The 18516-nt window shown below is 68.8% G+C and carries 23 protein-coding genes; 15 read left to right on the top strand and 8 right to left on the bottom strand.

Translation table 11 applies throughout. The annotated features are described in order from the left end of the window. Window position 1 precedes the first annotated feature (1 nt). From A5775_RS04770 to rplO, 7 genes are all read left to right on the top strand, one after another. Window positions 2–187, top strand: a complete 186-nt coding sequence (locus tag A5775_RS04770) for a type Z 30S ribosomal protein S14 (protein WP_067248383.1) — start codon at window positions 2–4, stop codon at window positions 185–187. An 84-nt stretch (window positions 188–271) separates the two neighbouring features. Next, entirely contained in the window at window positions 272–670 is a 399-nt protein-coding gene (gene rpsH / locus A5775_RS04765; RefSeq protein WP_065056829.1) for a 30S ribosomal protein S8, read from the top strand. 11 nt (window positions 671–681) lie between these two features. Continuing rightward, entirely contained in the window at window positions 682–1221 is a 540-nt protein-coding gene (gene rplF, locus A5775_RS04760; RefSeq protein WP_067248380.1) for a 50S ribosomal protein L6, read from the top strand. Window positions 1222–1262: 41 nt separating this feature from the next. Beyond that, the gene (rplR, locus tag A5775_RS04755; protein ID WP_082952892.1) at window positions 1263–1631 is read left to right on the top strand and encodes a 50S ribosomal protein L18; all 369 of its coding nucleotides are present in this window, start codon (window positions 1263–1265) and stop codon (window positions 1629–1631) included. 22 nt (window positions 1632–1653) lie between these two features. Continuing rightward, window positions 1654–2331 (top strand): 30S ribosomal protein S5, encoded by a 678-nt coding sequence (gene rpsE / locus A5775_RS04750; protein WP_067248374.1) that lies wholly within the window; start codon window positions 1654–1656, stop codon window positions 2329–2331. Continuing rightward, window positions 2328–2543 (top strand): 50S ribosomal protein L30, encoded by a 216-nt coding sequence (rpmD, locus tag A5775_RS04745; protein ID WP_067248371.1) that lies wholly within the window; start codon window positions 2328–2330, stop codon window positions 2541–2543. The genes rpsE and rpmD overlap by 4 nt, the downstream gene beginning before the upstream one ends. Next, window positions 2540–2980 (top strand): 50S ribosomal protein L15, encoded by a 441-nt coding sequence (gene rplO, locus A5775_RS04740; protein WP_067248368.1) that lies wholly within the window; start codon window positions 2540–2542, stop codon window positions 2978–2980. Before rpmD ends, rplO begins: the two co-directional genes overlap by 4 nt. An 11-nt stretch (window positions 2981–2991) precedes the next feature. On the opposite strand, the gene A5775_RS04735 is transcribed toward rplO, so the two are convergent. Then, complete coding sequence (locus A5775_RS04735; RefSeq protein ID WP_067248365.1) at window positions 2992–3930, bottom strand: LLM class flavin-dependent oxidoreductase; 939 nt, start codon at window positions 3928–3930, stop codon at window positions 2992–2994. Between the two features lie 38 nt (window positions 3931–3968). On the opposite strand from A5775_RS04735, the gene sppA reads away from it, so the two are divergent. Beyond that, window positions 3969–5756 carry a signal peptide peptidase SppA gene (gene sppA, locus A5775_RS04730; protein WP_067248361.1) on the top strand — a complete coding sequence of 596 codons (1788 nt, stop codon included), beginning with the start codon at window positions 3969–3971 and terminating at the stop codon, window positions 5754–5756. 5 nt (window positions 5757–5761) lie between these two features. Here sppA and A5775_RS04725 read toward each other — a convergent pair whose 3' ends face one another. From A5775_RS04725 to A5775_RS04700, 6 genes are all read right to left on the bottom strand, one after another. After that, complete coding sequence (locus A5775_RS04725; RefSeq protein WP_067248357.1) at window positions 5762–6676, bottom strand: class I SAM-dependent methyltransferase; 915 nt, start codon at window positions 6674–6676, stop codon at window positions 5762–5764. Window positions 6677–6686: 10 nt separating this feature from the next. Further along, a complete protein-coding gene (locus tag A5775_RS04720; protein ID WP_067248353.1) occupies window positions 6687–7595 on the bottom strand; it encodes a class I SAM-dependent methyltransferase in 909 nt (302 codons plus the stop codon). Further along, complete coding sequence (locus A5775_RS04715) at window positions 7588–8532, bottom strand: class I SAM-dependent methyltransferase (protein ID WP_067248350.1); 945 nt, start codon at window positions 8530–8532, stop codon at window positions 7588–7590. The genes A5775_RS04720 and A5775_RS04715 overlap by 8 nt, the downstream gene beginning before the upstream one ends. 296 nt (window positions 8533–8828) lie before the next feature. Next, complete coding sequence (locus tag A5775_RS04710; RefSeq protein ID WP_067248346.1) at window positions 8829–9749, bottom strand: MBL fold metallo-hydrolase; 921 nt, start codon at window positions 9747–9749, stop codon at window positions 8829–8831. Then, window positions 9746–10408, bottom strand: a complete 663-nt coding sequence (locus tag A5775_RS04705; RefSeq protein WP_197512354.1) for an L-fuculose-phosphate aldolase — start codon at window positions 10406–10408, stop codon at window positions 9746–9748. The genes A5775_RS04710 and A5775_RS04705 overlap by 4 nt, the downstream gene beginning before the upstream one ends. Next, on the bottom strand, window positions 10405–11394 hold the full coding sequence (locus A5775_RS04700) for an NAD(P)-dependent oxidoreductase (RefSeq protein ID WP_067248343.1): 990 nt from the start codon (window positions 11392–11394) through the stop codon (window positions 10405–10407). The genes A5775_RS04705 and A5775_RS04700 overlap by 4 nt, the downstream gene beginning before the upstream one ends. 30 nt (window positions 11395–11424) lie before the next feature. On the opposite strand from A5775_RS04700, the gene A5775_RS04695 reads away from it, so the two are divergent. Together A5775_RS04695 and A5775_RS04690 are read left to right on the top strand one after the other, a co-directional pair. Beyond that, window positions 11425–12786, top strand: a complete 1362-nt coding sequence (locus A5775_RS04695; RefSeq protein ID WP_067248954.1) for an FGGY-family carbohydrate kinase — start codon at window positions 11425–11427, stop codon at window positions 12784–12786. Window positions 12787–12795: 9 nt separating this feature from the next. After that, window positions 12796–13461 (top strand): GNAT family N-acetyltransferase, encoded by a 666-nt coding sequence (locus A5775_RS04690; RefSeq protein ID WP_067248340.1) that lies wholly within the window; start codon window positions 12796–12798, stop codon window positions 13459–13461. 20 nt (window positions 13462–13481) lie between these two features. Here the strand turns inward: A5775_RS04690 and A5775_RS04685 are convergent, their stop codons facing one another. Then, window positions 13482–14411: a class I SAM-dependent methyltransferase gene (locus A5775_RS04685; protein ID WP_067248336.1), complete on the bottom strand. Its 930-nt coding sequence runs from the start codon at window positions 14409–14411 to the stop codon at window positions 13482–13484. Between the two features lie 258 nt (window positions 14412–14669). Here A5775_RS04685 and secY point away from each other — a divergent pair, with 258 nt between their 5' ends. From secY to A5775_RS04660, 5 genes are all read left to right on the top strand, one after another. Further along, entirely contained in the window at window positions 14670–15995 is a 1326-nt protein-coding gene (gene secY, locus A5775_RS04680) for a preprotein translocase subunit SecY (RefSeq protein ID WP_067248334.1), read from the top strand. Next, window positions 15992–16537, top strand: coding sequence for an adenylate kinase (locus A5775_RS04675; RefSeq protein WP_067248331.1), 546 nt, complete (start codon window positions 15992–15994; stop codon window positions 16535–16537). Before secY ends, A5775_RS04675 begins: the two co-directional genes overlap by 4 nt. A 2-nt stretch (window positions 16538–16539) precedes the next feature. Further along, on the top strand, window positions 16540–17340 hold the full coding sequence (map, locus tag A5775_RS04670) for a type I methionyl aminopeptidase (protein WP_067248328.1): 801 nt from the start codon (window positions 16540–16542) through the stop codon (window positions 17338–17340). Between the two features lie 162 nt (window positions 17341–17502). Continuing rightward, entirely contained in the window at window positions 17503–18036 is a 534-nt protein-coding gene (locus A5775_RS04665; RefSeq protein ID WP_082952876.1) for a sigma-70 family RNA polymerase sigma factor, read from the top strand. 30 nt (window positions 18037–18066) lie between these two features. Beyond that, window positions 18067–18516 (top strand): anti-sigma factor (locus A5775_RS04660; protein WP_304441506.1); only part of this gene is annotated, 450 nt, incomplete at its 3' end.

The following is an 18516-nucleotide window of genomic DNA, read 5'->3' as shown; positions in this document are numbered from 1 at the left end:
AATGGCAAAGAAGGCACTGGTCAACAAGGCCGCACGCAAGCCGAAGTTCGCGGTGCGCGGCTACACGCGTTGCAACAGGTGCGGCCGCCCCCGCGCGGTCTACCGCAAATTCGGCCTGTGCAGGATCTGCCTGCGCGAGATGGCGCACGCGGGCGAACTGCCCGGCGTGCAAAAGAGCAGCTGGTAAGAGCCAGATCCCCCAGACCAACCCAGAAAAGGTGCGCGACAGGCCCGGACCGGGAACCATCGCGAGGAAGGTACCAACGCTGTCATGACGATGACGGACCCGATCGCAGACTTCTTGACGCGTCTGCGCAACGCCAATTCGGCGTATCACGACGAGGTGACGTTGCCGCACTCCAAGATCAAGGCAAACATCGCCCAGATCCTCAAGAGCGAGGGCTACATCACCGACTACCGGACCGAGGATGCTCGGGTCGGCAAGTCGCTGATCGTTCAGCTCAAGTACGGGCCGAGCCGGGAGCGAAGCATCGCCGGCCTGCGCCGCGTGTCCAAGCCCGGTTTGCGGGTGTACGCGAAATCCACCAATCTGCCGCGCGTTCTCGGCGGCCTGGGTGTGGCGATCATCTCCACCTCCTCGGGCCTGCTGACCGACCGCCAGGCAGCCCGGCAGGGCGTGGGCGGCGAAGTCCTCGCGTACGTGTGGTGAGGGGGTAAGAGATGTCGCGTATTGGTAAGCAGCCGGTTCCGGTTCCCGCCGGAGTCGACGTAACAATTGATGGTCAGAAGGTCTTGGTGAAGGGCCCCAAGGGCACCCTGGATCTGACCGTGGCCGAGCCGATCACCGTGGCGCGCAACGATGATGGCGCGATCGTGGTGGCCCGCCCCAACGACGAGCGGCGCAACCGCTCGCTGCACGGGCTGTCGCGCACCCTGGTGTCCAACCTGGTCACCGGCGTGACGCAGGGTTACACCACCAAGATGGAGATCTTCGGCGTCGGTTACCGCGTACAGCTCAAGGGATCCAACCTCGAGTTCGCGCTGGGCTATAGCCACCCCGTGGTGATCGAGGCACCGGACGGCATCACGTTCGCCGTTCAGTCGCCGACGAAGTTCACCATCACCGGGATCGACAAGCAGAAGGTCGGCCAGATCTCGGCGAACATTCGCCGTCTGCGTCGCCCCGACCCGTACAAGGGCAAGGGCGTGCGCTACGAGGGCGAGCAGATCCGCCGCAAGGTCGGAAAGACAGGTAAGTAATCATGGCGCAATCACAGGCTGATACCACAGCGCGAAAGCCGGTGGGGCAGAGCGTATCCGCGAGTCGGCGCGTCTCCCGGCTGCGTAGGCACGCCCGGCTGCGCAAGAAGATCGAGGGTACCCCGCAGCGTCCGCGGCTGGTGGTCAACCGGTCCGCGCGACACATTCACGTGCAACTGGTCAACGACGAGAACGGGACCACGGTGGCCGCCGCGTCGTCGATCGAGGACGACGTGCGCAGTCTGCAGGGAGACAAGAAGGCCCGTAGCGTGCGGGTGGGCCAGCTGATCGCCGAGCGTGCCAAGGCCGCCGGCATCGACAGCGTGGTCTTCGACCGTGGCGGATACACCTACGGCGGACGGATCGCGGCGCTGGCCGATGCCGCACGCGAGAACGGATTGAAGTTCTGATGACTACTGGGAGGACCGCATAATGGCGGAGCAGCCAGCCGGCGGACAAGGCGCCGGCGACAGCCGTGACTCGCGCGGCGACCGCGACAACCGCGGTCGGCGCGACGGCGGTCGTGGCCGCGACCGCGACGGCGACAAGAGCAACTACCTGGAGCGGGTCGTCGCCATCAACCGTGTCTCCAAGGTGGTCAAGGGTGGTCGGCGATTCAGCTTCACCGCGCTGGTGATCGTCGGTGACGGCAACGGCATGGTCGGGGTCGGCTACGGCAAGGCCAAGGAAGTTCCCGCGGCCATCGCCAAGGGCGTCGAGGAGGCCCGCAAGAGTTTCTTCCGGGTGCCGCTCATTCGCGGGACCATCACCCACCCGGTACAGGGCGAGGCGGCCGCCGGGGTGGTGCTGCTGCGCCCGGCCAGCCCGGGTACCGGTGTGATCGCCGGTGGCGCGGTCCGCGCGGTGCTGGAATGCGCTGGCGTGCACGACATCCTGGCCAAGTCGCTGGGCAGCGACAACGCCATCAACGTGGTGCACGCGACCGTCACCGCGCTCAAGCTGCTGCAGCGCCCCGAGGAGGTGGCCGCTCGCCGCGGGCTGCCCATCGAGGACGTTGCGCCGGCCGGAATGCTCAAGGCGCGCCGGGAGAGCGACGCGCTGGCCAGTGCCGCGGCACGTGAGGCGCAGATTTCGAGGACCCAACCATGAGTCAACTGAAGATCACCCAGGTGCGCAGCACCATCGGGACCCGCTGGAAGCAGCGTGAGTCCCTGCGCACCCTGGGCTTGCGGCGGATCCGCCACTCGGTGATCCGCGAGGACAACGCGCAGACCCGCGGTCTGATCGCGGTGGTCAGCCACCTCGTCGAGGTGGAGCCGGCCGAGGCGACGACCGCCGGGACCGGAGGTGGCAAGAAATGACGATCAAGCTGCACGATCTCAAACCCGCGCGCGGGTCGAAGACGGCCCGCACTCGGGTCGGCCGCGGTGAAGGCTCCAAGGGCAAGACCGCCGGCCGCGGCACCAAGGGCACCAAGGCACGCAAGAACGTGCCGGCCACCTTCGAGGGTGGCCAGATGCCGATCCACATGCGGCTGCCCAAGCTCAAGGGATTCAAGAACCGGTTCCGCACCGAGTACGAGATCGTCAACGTCGGCGACCTCAACCGGCTTTTCCCGCAGGGTGGTTCGATCGGCGTGGACGAGTTGGTGGCCAAGGGCGCCGTTCGCAAGAACTCTCTGGTCAAGGTCCTCGGCGACGGCAAGTTGACGGTCAAGATCGAGGTGTCCGCGCACAAGTTCAGCGGCAGCGCACGCGAGAAGATCACCGCCGCCGGCGGCTCGGCCACCGAGCTGTAGGCCCCGGGCCGCTAACTCAGCCGCGGAATCACTTCCGCGGCAAGGCGTTCCATCTGCTCGCGGTTCTCGGCGACGCCGGTGCCGACGGGATTCAGTAACAGCATCTGCGCCCCGGCGTCGATGACCTCGCGCAGCCCGCGAGCCACGTCGTCGGGGGTGCCGGACACCGGCACGTCCTGCACGCCGGGCATCCGCCCGTAGATGCGGTCCAGCCCGGCGAGCACGCGTTCGGTGGCCCTGGCGGCGTCGTCGTCAACGGCCAGGTAGACCCGCTTGGCGATGGTGAAGCCGGCGGGGTCCTTGTGTTGCTCGTCGAGCTCGCGGCGCACGACGGCGACGGCCCCGGCGAATGCCTCGGTGGTCGAGGAGCCGGCGCCCAGGAACGAATCGCCGTGCCGCACGGCGCGGGCCAGCGCCTTGGGGGCCTGGCCGCCGAACCAGATCGGCGGGTGCGGTCGCTGCACCGGCTTGGGCGCCACGGGAAGGTCGTCGACGTCGCGGAACCGGCCATGAAAAGTCACCCGGGGCTCGTCGGACCAGGCGGCCTTCATCAGCTCCAGGCCCTCGGTGAAGTACGAGACGAAGGTGTCCTTGTCCACGCCGAAGGCAGCGAATTTCCGCCGACCGCCCCCGGGGGCGACACCAATGTCGAGGCGGCCGTGGCTGAGTCGGTCGACGGCGGTGATCGCCGAGCCCAACTGAAGTGGCTCGTGCAGCGAGGTCACCAGCACGCCGACGCCCAGGCGCAGCCGCTCGGTGCAGGCGGCGCAATAGGCCAGCAACTCCAGCGGTGCCAGCAGCGGTGCGGGACCGATGACCTGTTCGAGCACCCAGCCACCCTCGAACCCAAGCTCCTCGGCGCGGGCCAGAAAGGACCGCAGCCCCGCCGCGTCGAAACCATCGCCAGAACCGTCGTAGTCGAACTGCGGGATGGCGATGGAAAACCTCACCGGACCACCGTACGGCGGACTCTCGGTAGTCTGCAGACATGTTCGCTTTCCTGCCCCCGATACCCGGTGTCGACGAGGTCCGTGCCCTGGCCGGCCGGGTCGATACCGCCCGCCATCACGGCGTGCCCAACGGCTGTGTGCTCGAGTTGGATCTGCGCTCCATGCCGCCGGAGACGTCGGGCTTCGACCCGCTGGCGATGATCACCGGGGGGAACCGACCGGTGTCGCTGCGCGACACGGTGTCGGCCATCTACCGGGCGGCCGAGGATCCGCGGGTCGCCGGGCTGATCGCCCGCGTGCAGCTGACGGCGTCACCGGCGGCCGCGGTGGAGGAGCTGCGCGAGGCCATCGTGGCGTTCACCGCCGCCAAGCCCTCACTGGCGTGGGCCGAGACCTACCCCGGCACGTTGTCGTACTACCTGGCCTCGGCCTTCGGCGAGGTCTGGATGCAGCCCGCGGGCAGCGTCGGGCTGATCGGCTTCGCCAGCAACGCCACGTTTTTGCGCGACGCGTTCGACAAGGCCGGCATCGAAGCCGAAGTCGTCGCGCGCGGCGAATACAAGTCGGCGGCAAACCGTTTCACCGAGCACGGTTTCACCGAGGCCCACCGGGAGGCGGTTACCCGGATGTTGGAGAGCATCCGGGAACAGGTGTGGCAGGCGGTCGCGCAATCACGCAAGTTCGATGCGAAAGTGCTCGACGCGCTGGCCGACCGTGCGCCGCTGTTGCGCGAGGAGGCCGTGTCCTCGGGCCTGGTCGACCAGATCGGATTCCGTGACGAGGCCTACGCCCGGATCGCGGAACTCGTTGGGCCGCGAGGCCATTCGGACGAGAATCCCGAGGACGGCGAGCCGCCCCGGCTGTATGTGTCGCGCTATGCGGGTGCGACCCGGTCGAGGCTGGCCCCGCCGATGCCCTCGGTGCCCGGTCGCCGTCCCAAGCCGAAGGTGGCCGTCATCAACATCGATGGGACGATCGTCGACGGGCGGGGCGGGCCCCAGTTCCTGCCGTTCGGCGCCTCCACGGTCGGTAGTGACACCATCGCGCCGGCGCTGCGGGAAGCCGCCGCCGACGATTCGGTGTCCGCGATCGTGCTACGGGTCAACAGCCCCGGCGGCTCCGTCACCGCGTCGGAAACCCTTTGGCGCGAGGTGAAAAGGGCACGCAAACGCGGCAAACCGGTGGTGGCGTCGATGGGTGCGGTCGCCGCCTCCGGCGGCTACTACATCGCGGTGGCGGCCGACGCGATCGTCGCCAGCCCGGCAACGATCACCGGGTCGATCGGTGTGCTCACCGGCAAGCTGGTGATCCGTGATCTGCTGGCGCGGCTGGGCGTCGGGTCGGACACGGTGCGCACCAACGCCAATGCCGACGCCTGGGCGATCGATGCACCATTCACCCCGGAGCAGCGCGCCCACCGGGAGGCCGAGGCCGACCTGGTGTACGCGGACTTCGTGGAGCGGGTCGCCGACGGCCGCAATCTGACCACCGATGCCGTCGACCGGGTCGCGCGGGGCCGGGTCTGGACGGGTGCCGACGCGCTGGAGCGGGGCCTGGTCGACGAGCTGGGCGGGTTCCGCACCGCGTTGCGCCGCGCGAAAATCCTTGCCGGACTGGACGAGGACACCGAGGTGCGCATCGTCACCTACCCGAGTGGTTCGCTGCTGGACATGCTTCGGCCGCAGGCTTCCTCGCAACCGGCTGCCGCGTCGCTGCCCGACGCGCTGGGCGCGCTGCTGGGCCGCACTATCGGCGCCGTCGTGGACAACGTCGAACGATCCTTCAGCGGCGCCAGCGCGCTGTGGGTGGGGCCGTGGCGGCTCTAGCCGCGCTAGCCGGATAGCCTGCCGCTGATGAAGACGATTTCGCCGAGCGGGTCGTCGTTCTCCGGGGCGGGCACGTCGAAGCCGCCCCGCTGGAAGAGCTCGGTTCGGGTAATGCCCTGGGCGTGCCAGCCGATGCTCGACAGATAGTCCACGACATGGTTGCGTTCGCCGGTGTACACCAGCGAGGCCATGTCGATGTCCACGCCGTGGTCCCGGAACGACCCGGACATCTCCCGCACCCTCTCGGCGTCGAAATCCACGATGCCGGGCACGAATTCGGTGGCGATGGTGCTGCCGGGCGCGCTGAGCGCGGTGATGTTGTCGAACAGCCGGTCCTGGGCGTCCGGTGGCAGGTAGATCAGCAGGCCCTCGGCCAGCCACGCCGTCGGCGCCGCCGTGTCGAATCCGGCGTCCTTCAGCGCGGTGGGCCAGTCCGCCCGCAGGTCGATGCCGACGGTGCGCCGGTCGGCGGTCGGTTTTGCGCCGATGCCGGCCAGCGTGGTCGTCTTGAACTCGATCACCTGCGGCTGGTCGATCTCGTAGACCACCGTGCCGCCCGGCCACGACAACCGGTAGGCGCGCGCATCCAGGCCGGACGCCAGGATGACGACCTGACGCACCCCGGAGCCGGTGGCGTCGATGAAGTAATCATCGAAGTACTTGGTGCGCACCGTCATTCCGTCGATCATCGCCTGGAAGCGCACCGACGAGGCGTTCTCGATCGCGTCGATATCGAGCTCGCCGTCCATCATCTTGGTGAAGAAATCCACCCCGACCGCGCGCACCAGTGGCTCGGCGAACGGATCGTTGATCAGACCGCGCGGATCCTTGGTCGCCATCGCGCGCCCGGCCGCGACCATCGTCGCGGTGGCGCCGACGCTGGACGCCAGATCCCAATTGTCGTCGTGAGTGCGTGGCATGGACAGAACCTTACTCGCGGGTCGCGGCGACGTAGCTCAGGTCACCGAAGGTGGCCGCCATCTCGTCCTCGGGGAACTCAAACCCGTTGCGGGCGTACAACTCCCGGGCGGGATGGGCGCTCACCCGCCAGCCGTGGCCGCTCAGATAGTCGACGACAACCTTGCGTTCGCCCCGGTAGAACAGGTCGGCCGCATTGAGGTTGAAGCCGAAGCGCTGCCACCGCTGCGAGATGCGCGCCAAGCGCTCGTCGGAGAACGCGTTAGGGTCGGGCACGTGTTCGGTCGCCACCCGGCTGCCCGGGGCGGACAGCGCCGTGATGTTGTCGAACAGCCGGTCCTGAGCTTCGGGCGGCAGGTAGGGCAGCAGCCCTTCGGCGCTCCACGCGGCGGGCTGGGTGACGTCAAAACCCCCCTCGCGCAAGGCCGCCGGCCAGTCATCGCGCAGGTCGATGCTGATCGTGCGGTGCTGCGCGGTGGGGGCCGCGCCGAGCCCGGCCAGCGTGTTCGTCTTGAAGGCGATGACGTCGGGCTGGTCGATCTCGTAGACCACGGTTCCCGCCGGCCACCGCAGGCGGTAGGCCCTGGTGTCCAGGCCGGAGGCGAGGATCACCGCCTGGCGCACACCGTCGTGCGTGGCGCCGGTGAAGAAGTCGTCGAAAAACCTGGTGCGCACCGTGATCTGTTCGGCCCGCGCCCTGCGGTTGAACAGCGGATCGTCCTCGAAGTCGATCTCCCCGTCGATGATCCGGATGAACGGATCCAGCCCCACGGCGCGGACCAACGGGTCGGCCAGCGGATCGTCGAGCAGCGCATCGGGCCCCTTCGACGCCACCGCGCGGGAGGCGGCGACCATCGTGGCCGTCGCTCCCACGCTGTGTGCCGGCCCCCAGCTGTCGCCGTCGGCGCGTCCCTCACTCATAGGTGCCACTCGTGTAGAGCATCTCGCCCATGCGCATGTCGTCGTCGCTGAGCGGGTCAAGCCCGTTGGCGGCGAACAGATCCCGGATGCTGGCGCTGTTCAGCCGCCAACCGTGATCGGCCAGGTAGGGGGCGGCCTCGTTGCGTTCGCCGAAGTAGACCAGCCCCGCCATGTCGAGATCGAACCCGTGCGCACGCCAACGCTCGGAGATCGTCTGCATGCGCTCCTTCAGCTTCTCGTCGTCGCCGGGCTCGGGGTTGGGCGCGCTCTCGGTGGCCAGCCGGCTGCCCGGCGCGCTGAGCTCGGTGATGGTGTCCAGCAGGCGATCCTGGGCGTCCGGGGGCAGGTAGCCGAGCAGGCCCTCGGCGCTCCACGCCGCCGGCCGCGCCGGGTCGAACCCGGCGGCCCGCAGCGCGGCGGGCCAGTCGTCGCGCAGATCGACGGCCACGACCCGCCGCTCGGCGGTCGGCGCCGCGCCCAGCTCGGCCAGCGAGCGGGTTTTGAATTCGATGACCCGCGGCTGGTCCACCTCGTAGACCACCGTCCCGGCCGGCCACGCCAGCCGGTAGGCACGCGCGTCCAGCCCGGAGGCCAGGATCACCGCCTGCTGGATGCCCGCGTTCGTGGCGTCGGTGAAGAACTCGTCGAAGAATTTGGTGCGCACCGCCATGTTGTCGGCCATCCGTGACATCGCCCCGGCGGACCCGGCGGCGCCGTCGTGGACGTCGTTCAGCTCGGCCGGGTCCAGCTCGCCGCTGGCCAGCCGGGTGAGCAGGTCGACGCCGACCAACTTGACCAACGGCTCGGCGAACGGATCGTTGATCAGCGGGCGCTCGGCGCGCGTGGCCATCGCGCGGGCCGCCGCGACCATGGTCGCGGTCACGCCCACGCTGGAGGCGAGGTCCCAGGTGTCGCCCTCGTACCTGGTGGAAGTCATGGTTGTGCCCCTATCGGAGGTAGTCAATCTAATATTTAGCCGATATAACAAGCTGCTCCCACTGTACGCTGCCCGCGATTCTCGGCAACCTTTACTGATGGCGTACGCGGGCAAGCGGGTGGCCATCACGGGTGCCTTGTCGGGATCGGGCGCGGCCCTGGCCGCCGCCCACCGAGTGGACCTACGTCACCCATACGTTTGGGTTACCGCGTTGGCGCGACGCCTTTTTGGCGATCGCCGGTCAGGGCAACAGCGGCGCGGTCAAGGTCGCGTTCGATCAGCGGCGAAGTGGCGCGTCACAGCGCTGGAATGTCCAACCAGTGATCGACTTCGAATTGGTCGTCGGCGGCGCGGATCGTCGCGCCCCCGCGGCCGGGATAGTGCGCGGGTATCACCGTCGCTTTCGCCTGTGCGGCCTCGGTGAAGATGCGCCGGCGGGTAACCGCGCCCGCGGCGGCGTCTACGTCGAAGGCGCACGCGTCGCCGGGCCGGCGCAGTTGCAGCGGGCTGTGCGTGAGATCGCCGACGAACACCGCCGGTTGACCCGCATCCAGCCACAGCACCGAGGAGCCCGGTGTGTGCCCGGGGGCGGGTCGCAGCCGCAGCGACTGGCTGATCGGGTAGTCGTCCGACCACCGGATCAGTTGTCCCGCACCAGCAATGGGTAACACGCTGTCCGCGAACACCAGCTGGTCGCCGCGCTGCTGGGCGTGTTCGGCCTCGGTGTGCGGCGTCGCGCGCCCCGCGGGCCCGTCGGGTTCGAAGTGGCAGTAGTCGGCGTCGGGCAGCAGATACCGGGCGTTGGGGAATGTCGGCACCCATGCGTCGTTTTCGAGCATGGTGTTCCAGCCAACGTGGTCCGAATGCAGGTGGGTGTTGACCACCACGTCGACGGCGTTGCGGTCGATACCCGCCGATCCGAGCGCGCTCAAGAATGCCGTGTTCAGGTGATCCAGCGGCGGCATGTGCGGGCGCAGCCGGTCGTTGCCGACGCCGGTGTCCACGATGACGGTCAGGCCGTCGGTCTGGATGACCCAGCTCTGCACCGCAATGTGCCACTGATCGGTGTCGGGATCGAAAAAGTCGGGCACCAGCAAGTCGGCATTGTCGTGCCAGCCCGACTGCGGGGTGCGGGGGAAAGACGTTGTGCCCAACGAGAACCGGAGTTCTAGGACCCGCGACACGCTCGCGCGGCCGAACCGGACCCGCTGCGTCATGCGTTGCCGCGCAGGTAGCTGTAGACCGCGGCGAAGTTCCGGTTGACGTCCTCGGGGATCGGCACGGGGCCACCGAGAGCCCGTGCACCCCAAACGATTTGAGCGGTTCGCTCGACCAGCGCGGTGATATGCAAGACCTTGTCGGGCCGCGGTCCCACCGCCACCAGGCCGTGGTTGGCGATCAGCGCGGCGCCGCGGCCCTCGAGTGCGGTGACCGCGTTGGTGCCGACGTCGGGGGTCCCGGACGCGGCGTAGGCGGTGCACCGGACGTCCCCGCCGCAGTACACCGCGAACTCGTCGATGCAGGCTGGGATCGGCTCGTGGGCGATGGCGAACATGGTGGCCCACACCGGATGACTGTGAATGACGCTGCCGACGTCGTCGAAGGCGGAAAAGCAGGCCAGGTGCAGCTGCATCTCCGAGGAGGGCGACCGGCCGTCGGCCGCCTGCAGCACCGAACCCGTCGGGTCGACCAGCACCAGGTCGTCGAGCTGCATGTCGCGGTAGTCGACCGATGACGGGGTGATGACGATGTTGCCGTCGGCTCGGCGAGCCGAGATGTTGCCGGCGGTGCCCTCGACAAGGCCCCGGCGCAGCATGTCCTTCGCCGCGTCCAGCACCGCGGTCTCCGCGTTCTCGACCGATTTCACGGACGTCATGGCCCTAACACCTCCGGGTTGACGATATGGGCGGGCGCGTCGCCACTCAACAACGCCTCGAGGTCGTCGGCCACCATCTGCGCCTGCCGAGCCTCGGTGTTCCAGGTGGCGCCGCCGATGTGCGGTGTCAGCACGACGTTTCCCATCCCCACCAGCGGGTGGTCGGCCGGCAGCCATTCGCCGGCGAAGTGGTCCAGCCCCGCGGCGGCCACCTTGCCCGCGACCAGGGCATCGACCAGCGCATCGGTGTCGTGCAGCTGGGCGCGGGCGGTATTGAGGAAGACCACGCCGTCGCGCATCGCCGCGAACTGGCCGGCGCCGATCATGCCGGCGGTGTCGTCGGTGACCGGCGCGTGCAGGGACACGATGTCGGCCTCGCCCAGCAGCTCGTCGAGGCTGTGCCGCGCGTCAGGGTTGTAGGGGTCGTGCGCGATGACCCGCAAGCCCAGCCCGGACAGCCGCCACTGGGTGGCGCGGCCAACGGCGCCCAGCCCCACCAGCCCGGCGGTGAGTCCCGCGATTTCGCCGCCGCGGAACCGTTGATAGGGGATGCTGCCGTCGCGAAAGATGTTGCCGCTGCGCACATCCGCGTCCGCCGCCAGCACGTGGCGGGTGGCGGCGAGCAGCAGCGCCACCGTCATCTCGGCGACGGCGTCGGCGTTGCGGGCGGGGGTGTTCAGCACCGGGATGCCGGCCGCGGTGGCCCCGGCGATGTCGACGTTGTTGGGGTCACCGCGGGTCGATGCGATCGCCCGCAACCCCTGGTCGAACACCGGGCCACGCACCGAATCGCTTTCCACCACCACGATTTCGGCGCCTTCGCGCGCGATCCGTTCGGCCAGCTGTTCGGCGCTGTAGATGCGCAGCGGGGTCTGCTCGAGCTCACTTATCCATGGGTCATAGATCACGTCGGTCAGCTGCCGCAGCTTGGCGAAGCCCGGCCCTCGCAGCGGGGCGGTCACCAAGGCGCGCGGTTTAGACGTCACGAATGCCCATGCTGGCGTACGGTGACGCCCGTGTCACGCAAAGACGTCACAATCGGCATCGACGTCGGCAGCACCGCGGTCAAGGCGATAGCCGCCGACGCCGACGGCAACGTGACGGCGCGGGTGCGCATCCCCCACGAGCTGCGGGTGCCCGCGGCCGACCGGCTCGAGCACGACGCCGACGAGGCGTGGCGGCGCGGGCCGTCGGCGGCCCTGAACGAACTGGTGCACCAGCCCGACGTCGCGGCGGTGGCCGTCTCGGCGATGGTGCCGTCGATGACCGCCGTCGACGACACGGGCACGCCGATCACACCGGGGCTGTTGTACGGCGACGGCCGGGGCCGTACCCCCGGCAGTGACATGCAACCGCTGCCCGCGCTGGGCGAGGCCGCCGAGTTCCTGCGCTGGACGGCCGCGCGGGCGCCCGACGCCGCCGGCTACTGGCCCGCGCCAGCGGTGGCCAACCACGCGCTGGCGGGGCACGCGGTGATCGACATCGCCACCGCCGCCACGGCGTTTCCGTTGTTCGACGGGACCGGCTGGGACCGGTCCGCGTGTGCCGAGCGCGGCGCGAACGTCGACCAGATGCCGCGGGTGGAAAGCATGGGAGCGGTCGTCGGCCAGGTGCGCGGCGGCGGCGCCGCGCTGGCCACCGGCGCCATCGACGCGCTGTGCGAACAGATCGTGGCCGGTGCCGACCGAGACGGCGACGTGCTGGTGATGTGTGGCACCACGCTGATCGTGTGGACCACAATTTCGGAGGCCCGGCAGATGCCGGGCCTGTGGACCATTCCCCACACCACGCCCGGCAAGAGTCAGATCGGCGGGGCAAGCAACGCCGGCGGGCTGTTCCTCGGCTGGGTGGATCGCGTTGTGGCACAGGCGGATCCGACGGCAGTCGAACCCGGCCGCGTCCCGGTGTGGTCACCCTACCTGCGCGGCGAGCGCAGCCCACTGCACGACCCCGACCGCCGCGGTGCGCTCGAGGCTCTGGATCTGACCCACGACGCCGCCGCCCTGCGGCGGGCCGCCTACGAGGCGTCGGGCTTCGTGGTGCGCCGGCTCATCGAACTGTCCGCCGCACCGGTGTCGCGCATCACGGTCACCGGCGGCGGCACCCGGGTCGGGCCGTGGCTGCAGGCCATCGCCGACGCCACCGGCCGCCCGGTCGAGGTGTCCGGGGTGGCGGAAGGGGCCGCGCTGGGGGCGGCCTTCCTGGCGCGGATGGCGGCCGGTCTGGAGACGACGATCGCCGATGCCGCCCGGTGGGCGCGCACCGAGCACATCGTCGATCCCGATCCCGCCTGGGCGGCCGCGGTCGACGATCGCTACCAACGGTTCCTGGAGATGGCGGACCGCAGATGTAGCGCGGTGGCACCACCGCCGTTCTAGGCTGGTGCGATGACCGACCACGACCGCAAAGCCACCCGCCGCGAAATCGCCGACGCCCTGTCGAAAGCCGTGGAGCGGCGGCACGAAATCGCCGACGCCATCGTGGAATCAGAGAACAGGACGGCCGCGGTGGAGGCGATCGTCCGGTTGCTCGACACGTCCCACTTGGCCGCCGAAGCGGTGATGGGCATGTCGTTCGATCAGCTCACCATCGACGCGCGCCGCACGATCCTGGCCGAACTCGAGGACCTGAACAAGCAGCTCAGCTTCACGCTGGGCGAGCGTCCGGCGAGCTCGGGGGAGACCCTGGAGCTGCGGCCCTTCTCCGCCGCGACCGACCGCGACATCTTCGCCGTGCGCACCGAGGAGATCGGCGCGGCCGGCGACGGCTCCGGCGGGCCGGCCGGCAACGTCGACGACGAGATCAGCGCGGCGCTGGGGCGCGTCGACGACGAGGAGGCCGCGTGGTTCGTGGCCGTCGACTCCGGCGAGAAGGTCGGCATGGTCTTCGGCGAGCTGGTCCACGGCGAGGTGAACGTGCGGATCTGGATCCATCCCGATCACCGCAAGCGGGGCTACGGCACCGCTGCCCTGCGCAAGTCGCGTTCGGAGATGGCGTGGTGTTTCCCCGCGGTCCCGATGGTCGTGCGCGCACCCGCGGCCAAACCCCGCTGAGCGTTACCGCGGGAAAGCGCCTAGCCCAGCGTCGCGGTGACCGCGACGATGTTGGGGAACTGCGCCGTGTCATCGGCGTCGGGGCCCTCGGGGCATTCCAGGCCGTAGTCGCCGAACAGCTCCCGCCGCGGCCGGGTGGTCACCTGCCATCCCCGACCGGTGAGGTAGTCGACGACGTTGCTGCGCTCGCCGTCGAAGAACAGTCCCGACAGGTCGATGTCACAGCCGGCCTTGGCCCACCTGTCGTTGAATTCCTGCGCGCGTTGCAACATCGTCGTGCCGTTGTCGGCGTGATATTCGGTGGCCAGCTCGCTGCCGGGGGCGCTGAGCGCGGTGATGTTGTCGAAGAGCCGGTCTTGTGCGTCGGGCGGAAGGTACATCAGCAGGCCCTCGGCGCTCCACGACGTCGGTTGGGTGACGTCGAAGCCGCCGCCGCGCAACGCGGCCGGCCAGTCCTCGCGCAGGTCGATGCTGACGGTCCGCCGGTCCGCGGTCGGGGCAGCGGCCAGGCTGGCCAGGGTGGCGGTCTTGAACTCGACGACCTTGGGCTGATCGACCTCGTAGACCACGCTCCCAGACGGCCAGCTCAGCCGGTAGGCACGGGCGTCGAGGCCGGCGGCCAGGATCACCGACTGGCGAATCCCGCCGCGGGCGGCGTTGAGGAAGAAATCGTCGAAGAAGCGGGTGCGCACCGCGATCGAATCGGTCTCCAGCGCCAGGTCCTTGCCGCCGCCTCCCGACGCCTCTTCGGTCTCGGACGCGGTGATCTCACCGTCGACCAGCCGGCGGAAGAAATCCAGGCCGACCGCGCGCACCAACGGCGCGGCAAACGGGTCGTTGATGATCGGATTGGTCCCCCCGCTGGCCAGCGCGCGGGCCGCGGCGACCATCGTGGCCGTGGCTCCGACGCTCGAGGCCAAGTCCCAGCTGTCTTGGTCAGTGCGCGTCATACTGCTCCCCAAGTTACTTAGCAAATGCAACGAGCCAGACGAACTCTACGCCCTCCGGCTGACGGCTTCCTGTGCTTTTTCCGGTGCCCGCGGCCGGCTGCGCCGACACCCGGTTAACGGCCACCGGAAAGGCCCTGACCGGACCTGACCGGACCAGCTGTTAGTCTCGTACACGGTTTGACGCGCGACGCCGTACGTCCTGGCCTGCGGGAGTTGGGCGCGTGATGCAGGAAACCCCCGGCTGCGCAGGAGGAAGAGTTGCTTTCCGCTTTCATCTCATCGTTGCGGACAGTCGACCTCAGGCGGAAGATCCTCTTCACGCTCGGCATCATCGTCTTGTACCGGGTCGGCGCCGCGTTGCCGTCCCCCGGCGTCAACTTCCCGAACGTGCAACAGTGCATCAAGGAGGCCAGCGGCGGCGCGGCCGGCCAGATCTATTCGCTGATCAACCTGTTCTCGGGCGGCGCGCTGCTCAAACTCACCGTCTTTGCGGTGGGGGTGATGCCCTACATCACCGCCAGCATCATCGTGCAGTTGCTCACCGTGGTCATCCCGCGCTTCGAGGAACTGCGTAAGGAAGGCCAGTCCGGCCAGGCCAAGATGACGCAGTACACCCGCTATCTGGCCATCGCGCTGGCCGTCCTGCAGGCCACCAGCATCGTGGCGCTGGCGGCCAACGGGGGGCTGCTGCAGGGCTGCTCGCTGGAGATCATCGCCGACCAGAGCATCCTGACGCTGGTCGTCATCGTGTTGGTGATGACCGGCGGCGCGGCGCTGGTGATGTGGATGGGTGAGCTGATCACCGAACGAGGCATCGGTAACGGCATGTCGCTGCTGATCTTCGTCGGCATCGCGGCCCGCATCCCGGCCGAGGGCAAATCCATTCTGGACAGCCGGGGCGGGATGATCTTCACTGCCGTCCTCGTCGCCGCGCTGATCATCATCATCGGCGTGGTGTTCGTCGAGCAGGGTCAGCGCCGCATCCCGGTCCAGTACGCCAAGCGCATGGTGGGCCGGCGCATGTATGGCGGCACCTCGACGTATCTGCCGCTGAAGGTCAACCAGGCCGGTGTTATCCCGGTGATCTTCGCGTCCTCGCTCATCTATATCCCGCACCTGATCACTCAGCTGATCCGCAGCGGCAGCGGCGGCGTCGGCAACAGCTGGTGGGACAAGTTCGTCGGCAGCTACCTGTCCGACCCCAGCGATCCGGTCTACATCGGCATCTATTTCGGGCTGATCATCTTCTTCACGTACTTCTACGTGTCGATCACGTTCAACCCCGACGAGCGCGCCGACGAGATGAAGAAGTTCGGCGGGTTCATCCCTGGCATCCGGCCGGGCAAGCCGACCGCCGATTACCTGCGGTTCGTGCTGAGCAGGATCACCCTGCCGGGCTCGGTCTACCTCGGCGCAATTTCGGTGCTGCCCAACGTCTTCTTGCAGATCGGCAATGGCGGGGCGGTTCAGAATCTGCCGTTCGGCGGTACGGCGGTGTTGATCATGATTGGCGTCGGCCTGGATACGGTCAAGCAGATCGAGAGTCAGCTGATGCAGCGCAACTATGAAGGGTTCTTGAAGTGAGAGTCGTTTTGCTGGGCCCGCCGGGGGCGGGCAAGGGAACGCAGGCCCAGAAGCTCTCCGAAAAGCTCGGGATCCCGCACATCTCCACTGGTGAGCTGTTCCGCAGCAACATCGAGAATGGAACCAAACTCGGCCTCGAGGCCAAGCGCTACCTGGACGCCGGCGACCTGGTGCCCTCGGAGTTGACCAACCAGCTCGTCGACGACCGCCTGAGCGATCCCGACGCGGCCAACGGGTTCATCCTGGATGGCTTCCCGCGGTCGACGGAGCAGGCTAAAGCGCTGCACGACATGCTGGGACGCCGGGGCACCGACATCGACGCGGTGCTGGAGTTCCGGGTCTCCGAGGACGAGCTGCTACAACGGCTCAAGTCGCGCGGGCGCGCCGACGACACCGACGAAATCATCCTGAACCGGATGAAGGTGTACCGCGACGAGACCGCGCCGCTGCTGGAGTACTACCGCGACGAGCTCAAGACGGTCGACGCCATCGGCACCATGGACGAAGTGTTCGCCCGCGCGCTGCAGGCGCTGGGCAAGTAAAAATGACCCCCCTGGCGCGGCTGCGGAGTCGCAAGGTGGTGCCGCAGCGCAGCGACGGTGAACTCGACGCCATGGCCGCGGCGGGCGCGGTCGTGGCGGCCGCGCTGCAGACCGTGCGCGCCGCCGCGGTTTCCGGGGTGTCGACGCTGAGCCTGGACGACATCGCCGAATCGGTGATCCGCGACGCCGGCGCGGTGCCGTCGTTCCTGGGCTATCACGGTTATCCCGCGTCGATCTGCGCGTCGGTCAACGAGCGGGTGGTACACGGAATCCCTTCGGCCGCAGAGGTTTTAACCCCTGGTGACCTGGTATCGATCGACTGCGGTGCGGTTCTGGACGGCTGGCACGGCGACGCCGCGATCACCTTCGGCGTGGGGGCCCTGGATGCGGCCGATGACGCGCTGTCCCAGGCCACGAAGGAATCGCTGGAGGCTGGGATCGCGGCGATGGTGCCCGGTAACCGGTTGACCGACGTCTCGCATGCCATCGAGATGGGTACGCACGCGGCCGAGGCGCGCCACTCGCGGGCCTTCGGGATCGTCGAGGGTTACGGCGGCCACGGCATCGGCCGGCAGATGCACATGGACCCGTTCCTGCCCAACGAGGGCTCTCCTGGGCGCGGCCCGCTGCTGGCTCCCGGGTCGGTGCTGGCGATCGAACCGATGTTGACGCTGGGAACCGGCAAGACCGTGGTGCTCGACGACCAGTGGACGGTCACCACCACCGACGGGTCGCGTGCGGCACACTGGGAGCACACCGTCGCGGTCACCGATGCCGGGCCGCGCATCCTGACCCTGGCCTGAGGCATTGAACTCGCCGCGATGGCAAGCGCGGCGAAGCCGGGCGCAGCGGGTCGCGGGCATTGAACTCGCCGCGATGGCAAGCGCGGCGAAGCCGGGCGCAGCGGGTCGCGGGCATTGAACCCAGCGCCTGCTCGACTCGTTTAGTCGGCAGGAGGTGATCGAGTGGCTCGTGTCGCTAGCAGCGCGGCTGCCGAGGCCGCTCTGATGAAGGCGCTCTACGACGAGCACGCCGCGGTGCTGTGGCGCTACGCGTTGCGCCTGACGGGGGACACCCGCCAGTCCGAGGACGTGGTCCAGGAGACACTGCTGCGGGCGTGGCAACATCCCGAAGTCGTCGGGGACACCGAACGCTCGGCGCGGGCGTGGTTGTTCACCGTGGCCCGCAACATGATCATCGACGACCGGCGCAGCGCCCGGTTCCGCAACGTTGTGGGTTCGACAGACGTGGCGGGGGCGCCCGAACAATCCACGCCGGACGAGGTCAACGCAGCGCTGGACCGGTTGCTGATAGCGGACGCGATGGTCCAGTTGTCGGCCGATCACCGAGCTGTGATCGAACGGTCCTACTACCGCGGTTGGACCACCACGCAGATCGCTGCAGATCTCGGCATCGCGGAGGGAACGGTGAAGTCGCGACTACACTATGCCGTGCGGGCGTTGCGACTCACTCTGCAGGAACTTGGGGTTACCCGATGAGGGTCTCCGAATGCTTGAGGGGTGACGGACATGGATGAAATGAGGACGCCGGTGCAGGATATCGGCCCTCCCGAAGACCGCTACGCGATGTGGGATGCCGCATACGTGTTGGGATCGCTGTCGGCCGCGCAACGCCGCGAATTCGAGACGCACATGGCGCACTGCCCGGCCTGCCGGGGGGCGGTCGCCGCCCTCAGTGGCGTGCCGGCCCTGCTTTCGCAGCTGGACCGCGACGAGGTGGCCGCGATCGACGAGTCCGGCCCGGCGCCGGAGATGTCGGACGAGTTGTTGCCGTCGTTGCTGGCGACGGTGCGGTGGCGGCGGCGCCGCACCCGGGTGGTGACCTGGGTGGCGTCGGCCGCCGCGGCCGTGGTGCTGGCCATCGGGGTGTTCGTCGGCCTCGAGGGGTGGGGGGGGGGGCCGGCCCCCCCGGGGCCCCGCGCGCAGGAACAGGATAATGCGAGCCCCCCCCGCCCCGGC

Origin of the sequence: Mycobacterium sp. 852002-10029_SCH5224772 (assembly GCF_001667315.1) — a bacterium.
Classification (GTDB): Bacteria; Actinomycetota; Actinomycetes; order Mycobacteriales; family Mycobacteriaceae; genus Mycobacterium.
Note: the sequence above shows the minus strand (reverse complement) of the source record. Positions and strands in the feature narration are given on the sequence as shown.

Coding starts and splice junctions, on each gene's coding strand:
- A5775_RS04770 (WP_067248383.1), top strand. CDS start 2: ATGGCAAAGAAGGCACTGGTCAACAAGGCCGCACGCAAGCCGAAGTTC.
- rpsH (WP_065056829.1), top strand. CDS start 272: ATGACGATGACGGACCCGATCGCAGACTTCTTGACGCGTCTGCGCAAC.
- rplF (WP_067248380.1), top strand. CDS start 682: ATGTCGCGTATTGGTAAGCAGCCGGTTCCGGTTCCCGCCGGAGTCGAC.
- rpsE (WP_067248374.1), top strand. CDS start 1,654: ATGGCGGAGCAGCCAGCCGGCGGACAAGGCGCCGGCGACAGCCGTGAC.
- rpmD (WP_067248371.1), top strand. CDS start 2,328: ATGAGTCAACTGAAGATCACCCAGGTGCGCAGCACCATCGGGACCCGC.
- rplO (WP_067248368.1), top strand. CDS start 2,540: ATGACGATCAAGCTGCACGATCTCAAACCCGCGCGCGGGTCGAAGACG.
- sppA (WP_067248361.1), top strand. CDS start 3,969: ATGTTCGCTTTCCTGCCCCCGATACCCGGTGTCGACGAGGTCCGTGCC.
- A5775_RS04725 (WP_067248357.1), bottom strand. CDS start 6,676: ATGCCACGCACTCACGACGACAATTGGGATCTGGCGTCCAGCGTCGGC.
- A5775_RS04720 (WP_067248353.1), bottom strand. CDS start 7,595: ATGAGTGAGGGACGCGCCGACGGCGACAGCTGGGGGCCGGCACACAGC.
- A5775_RS04715 (WP_067248350.1), bottom strand. CDS start 8,532: ATGACTTCCACCAGGTACGAGGGCGACACCTGGGACCTCGCCTCCAGC.
- A5775_RS04710 (WP_067248346.1), bottom strand. CDS start 9,749: ATGACGCAGCGGGTCCGGTTCGGCCGCGCGAGCGTGTCGCGGGTCCTA.
- A5775_RS04705 (WP_197512354.1), bottom strand. CDS start 10,408: ATGACGTCCGTGAAATCGGTCGAGAACGCGGAGACCGCGGTGCTGGAC.
- A5775_RS04690 (WP_067248340.1), top strand. CDS start 12,796: ATGACCGACCACGACCGCAAAGCCACCCGCCGCGAAATCGCCGACGCC.
- A5775_RS04685 (WP_067248336.1), bottom strand. CDS start 14,411: ATGACGCGCACTGACCAAGACAGCTGGGACTTGGCCTCGAGCGTCGGA.
- map (WP_067248328.1), top strand. CDS start 16,540: ATGACCCCCCTGGCGCGGCTGCGGAGTCGCAAGGTGGTGCCGCAGCGC.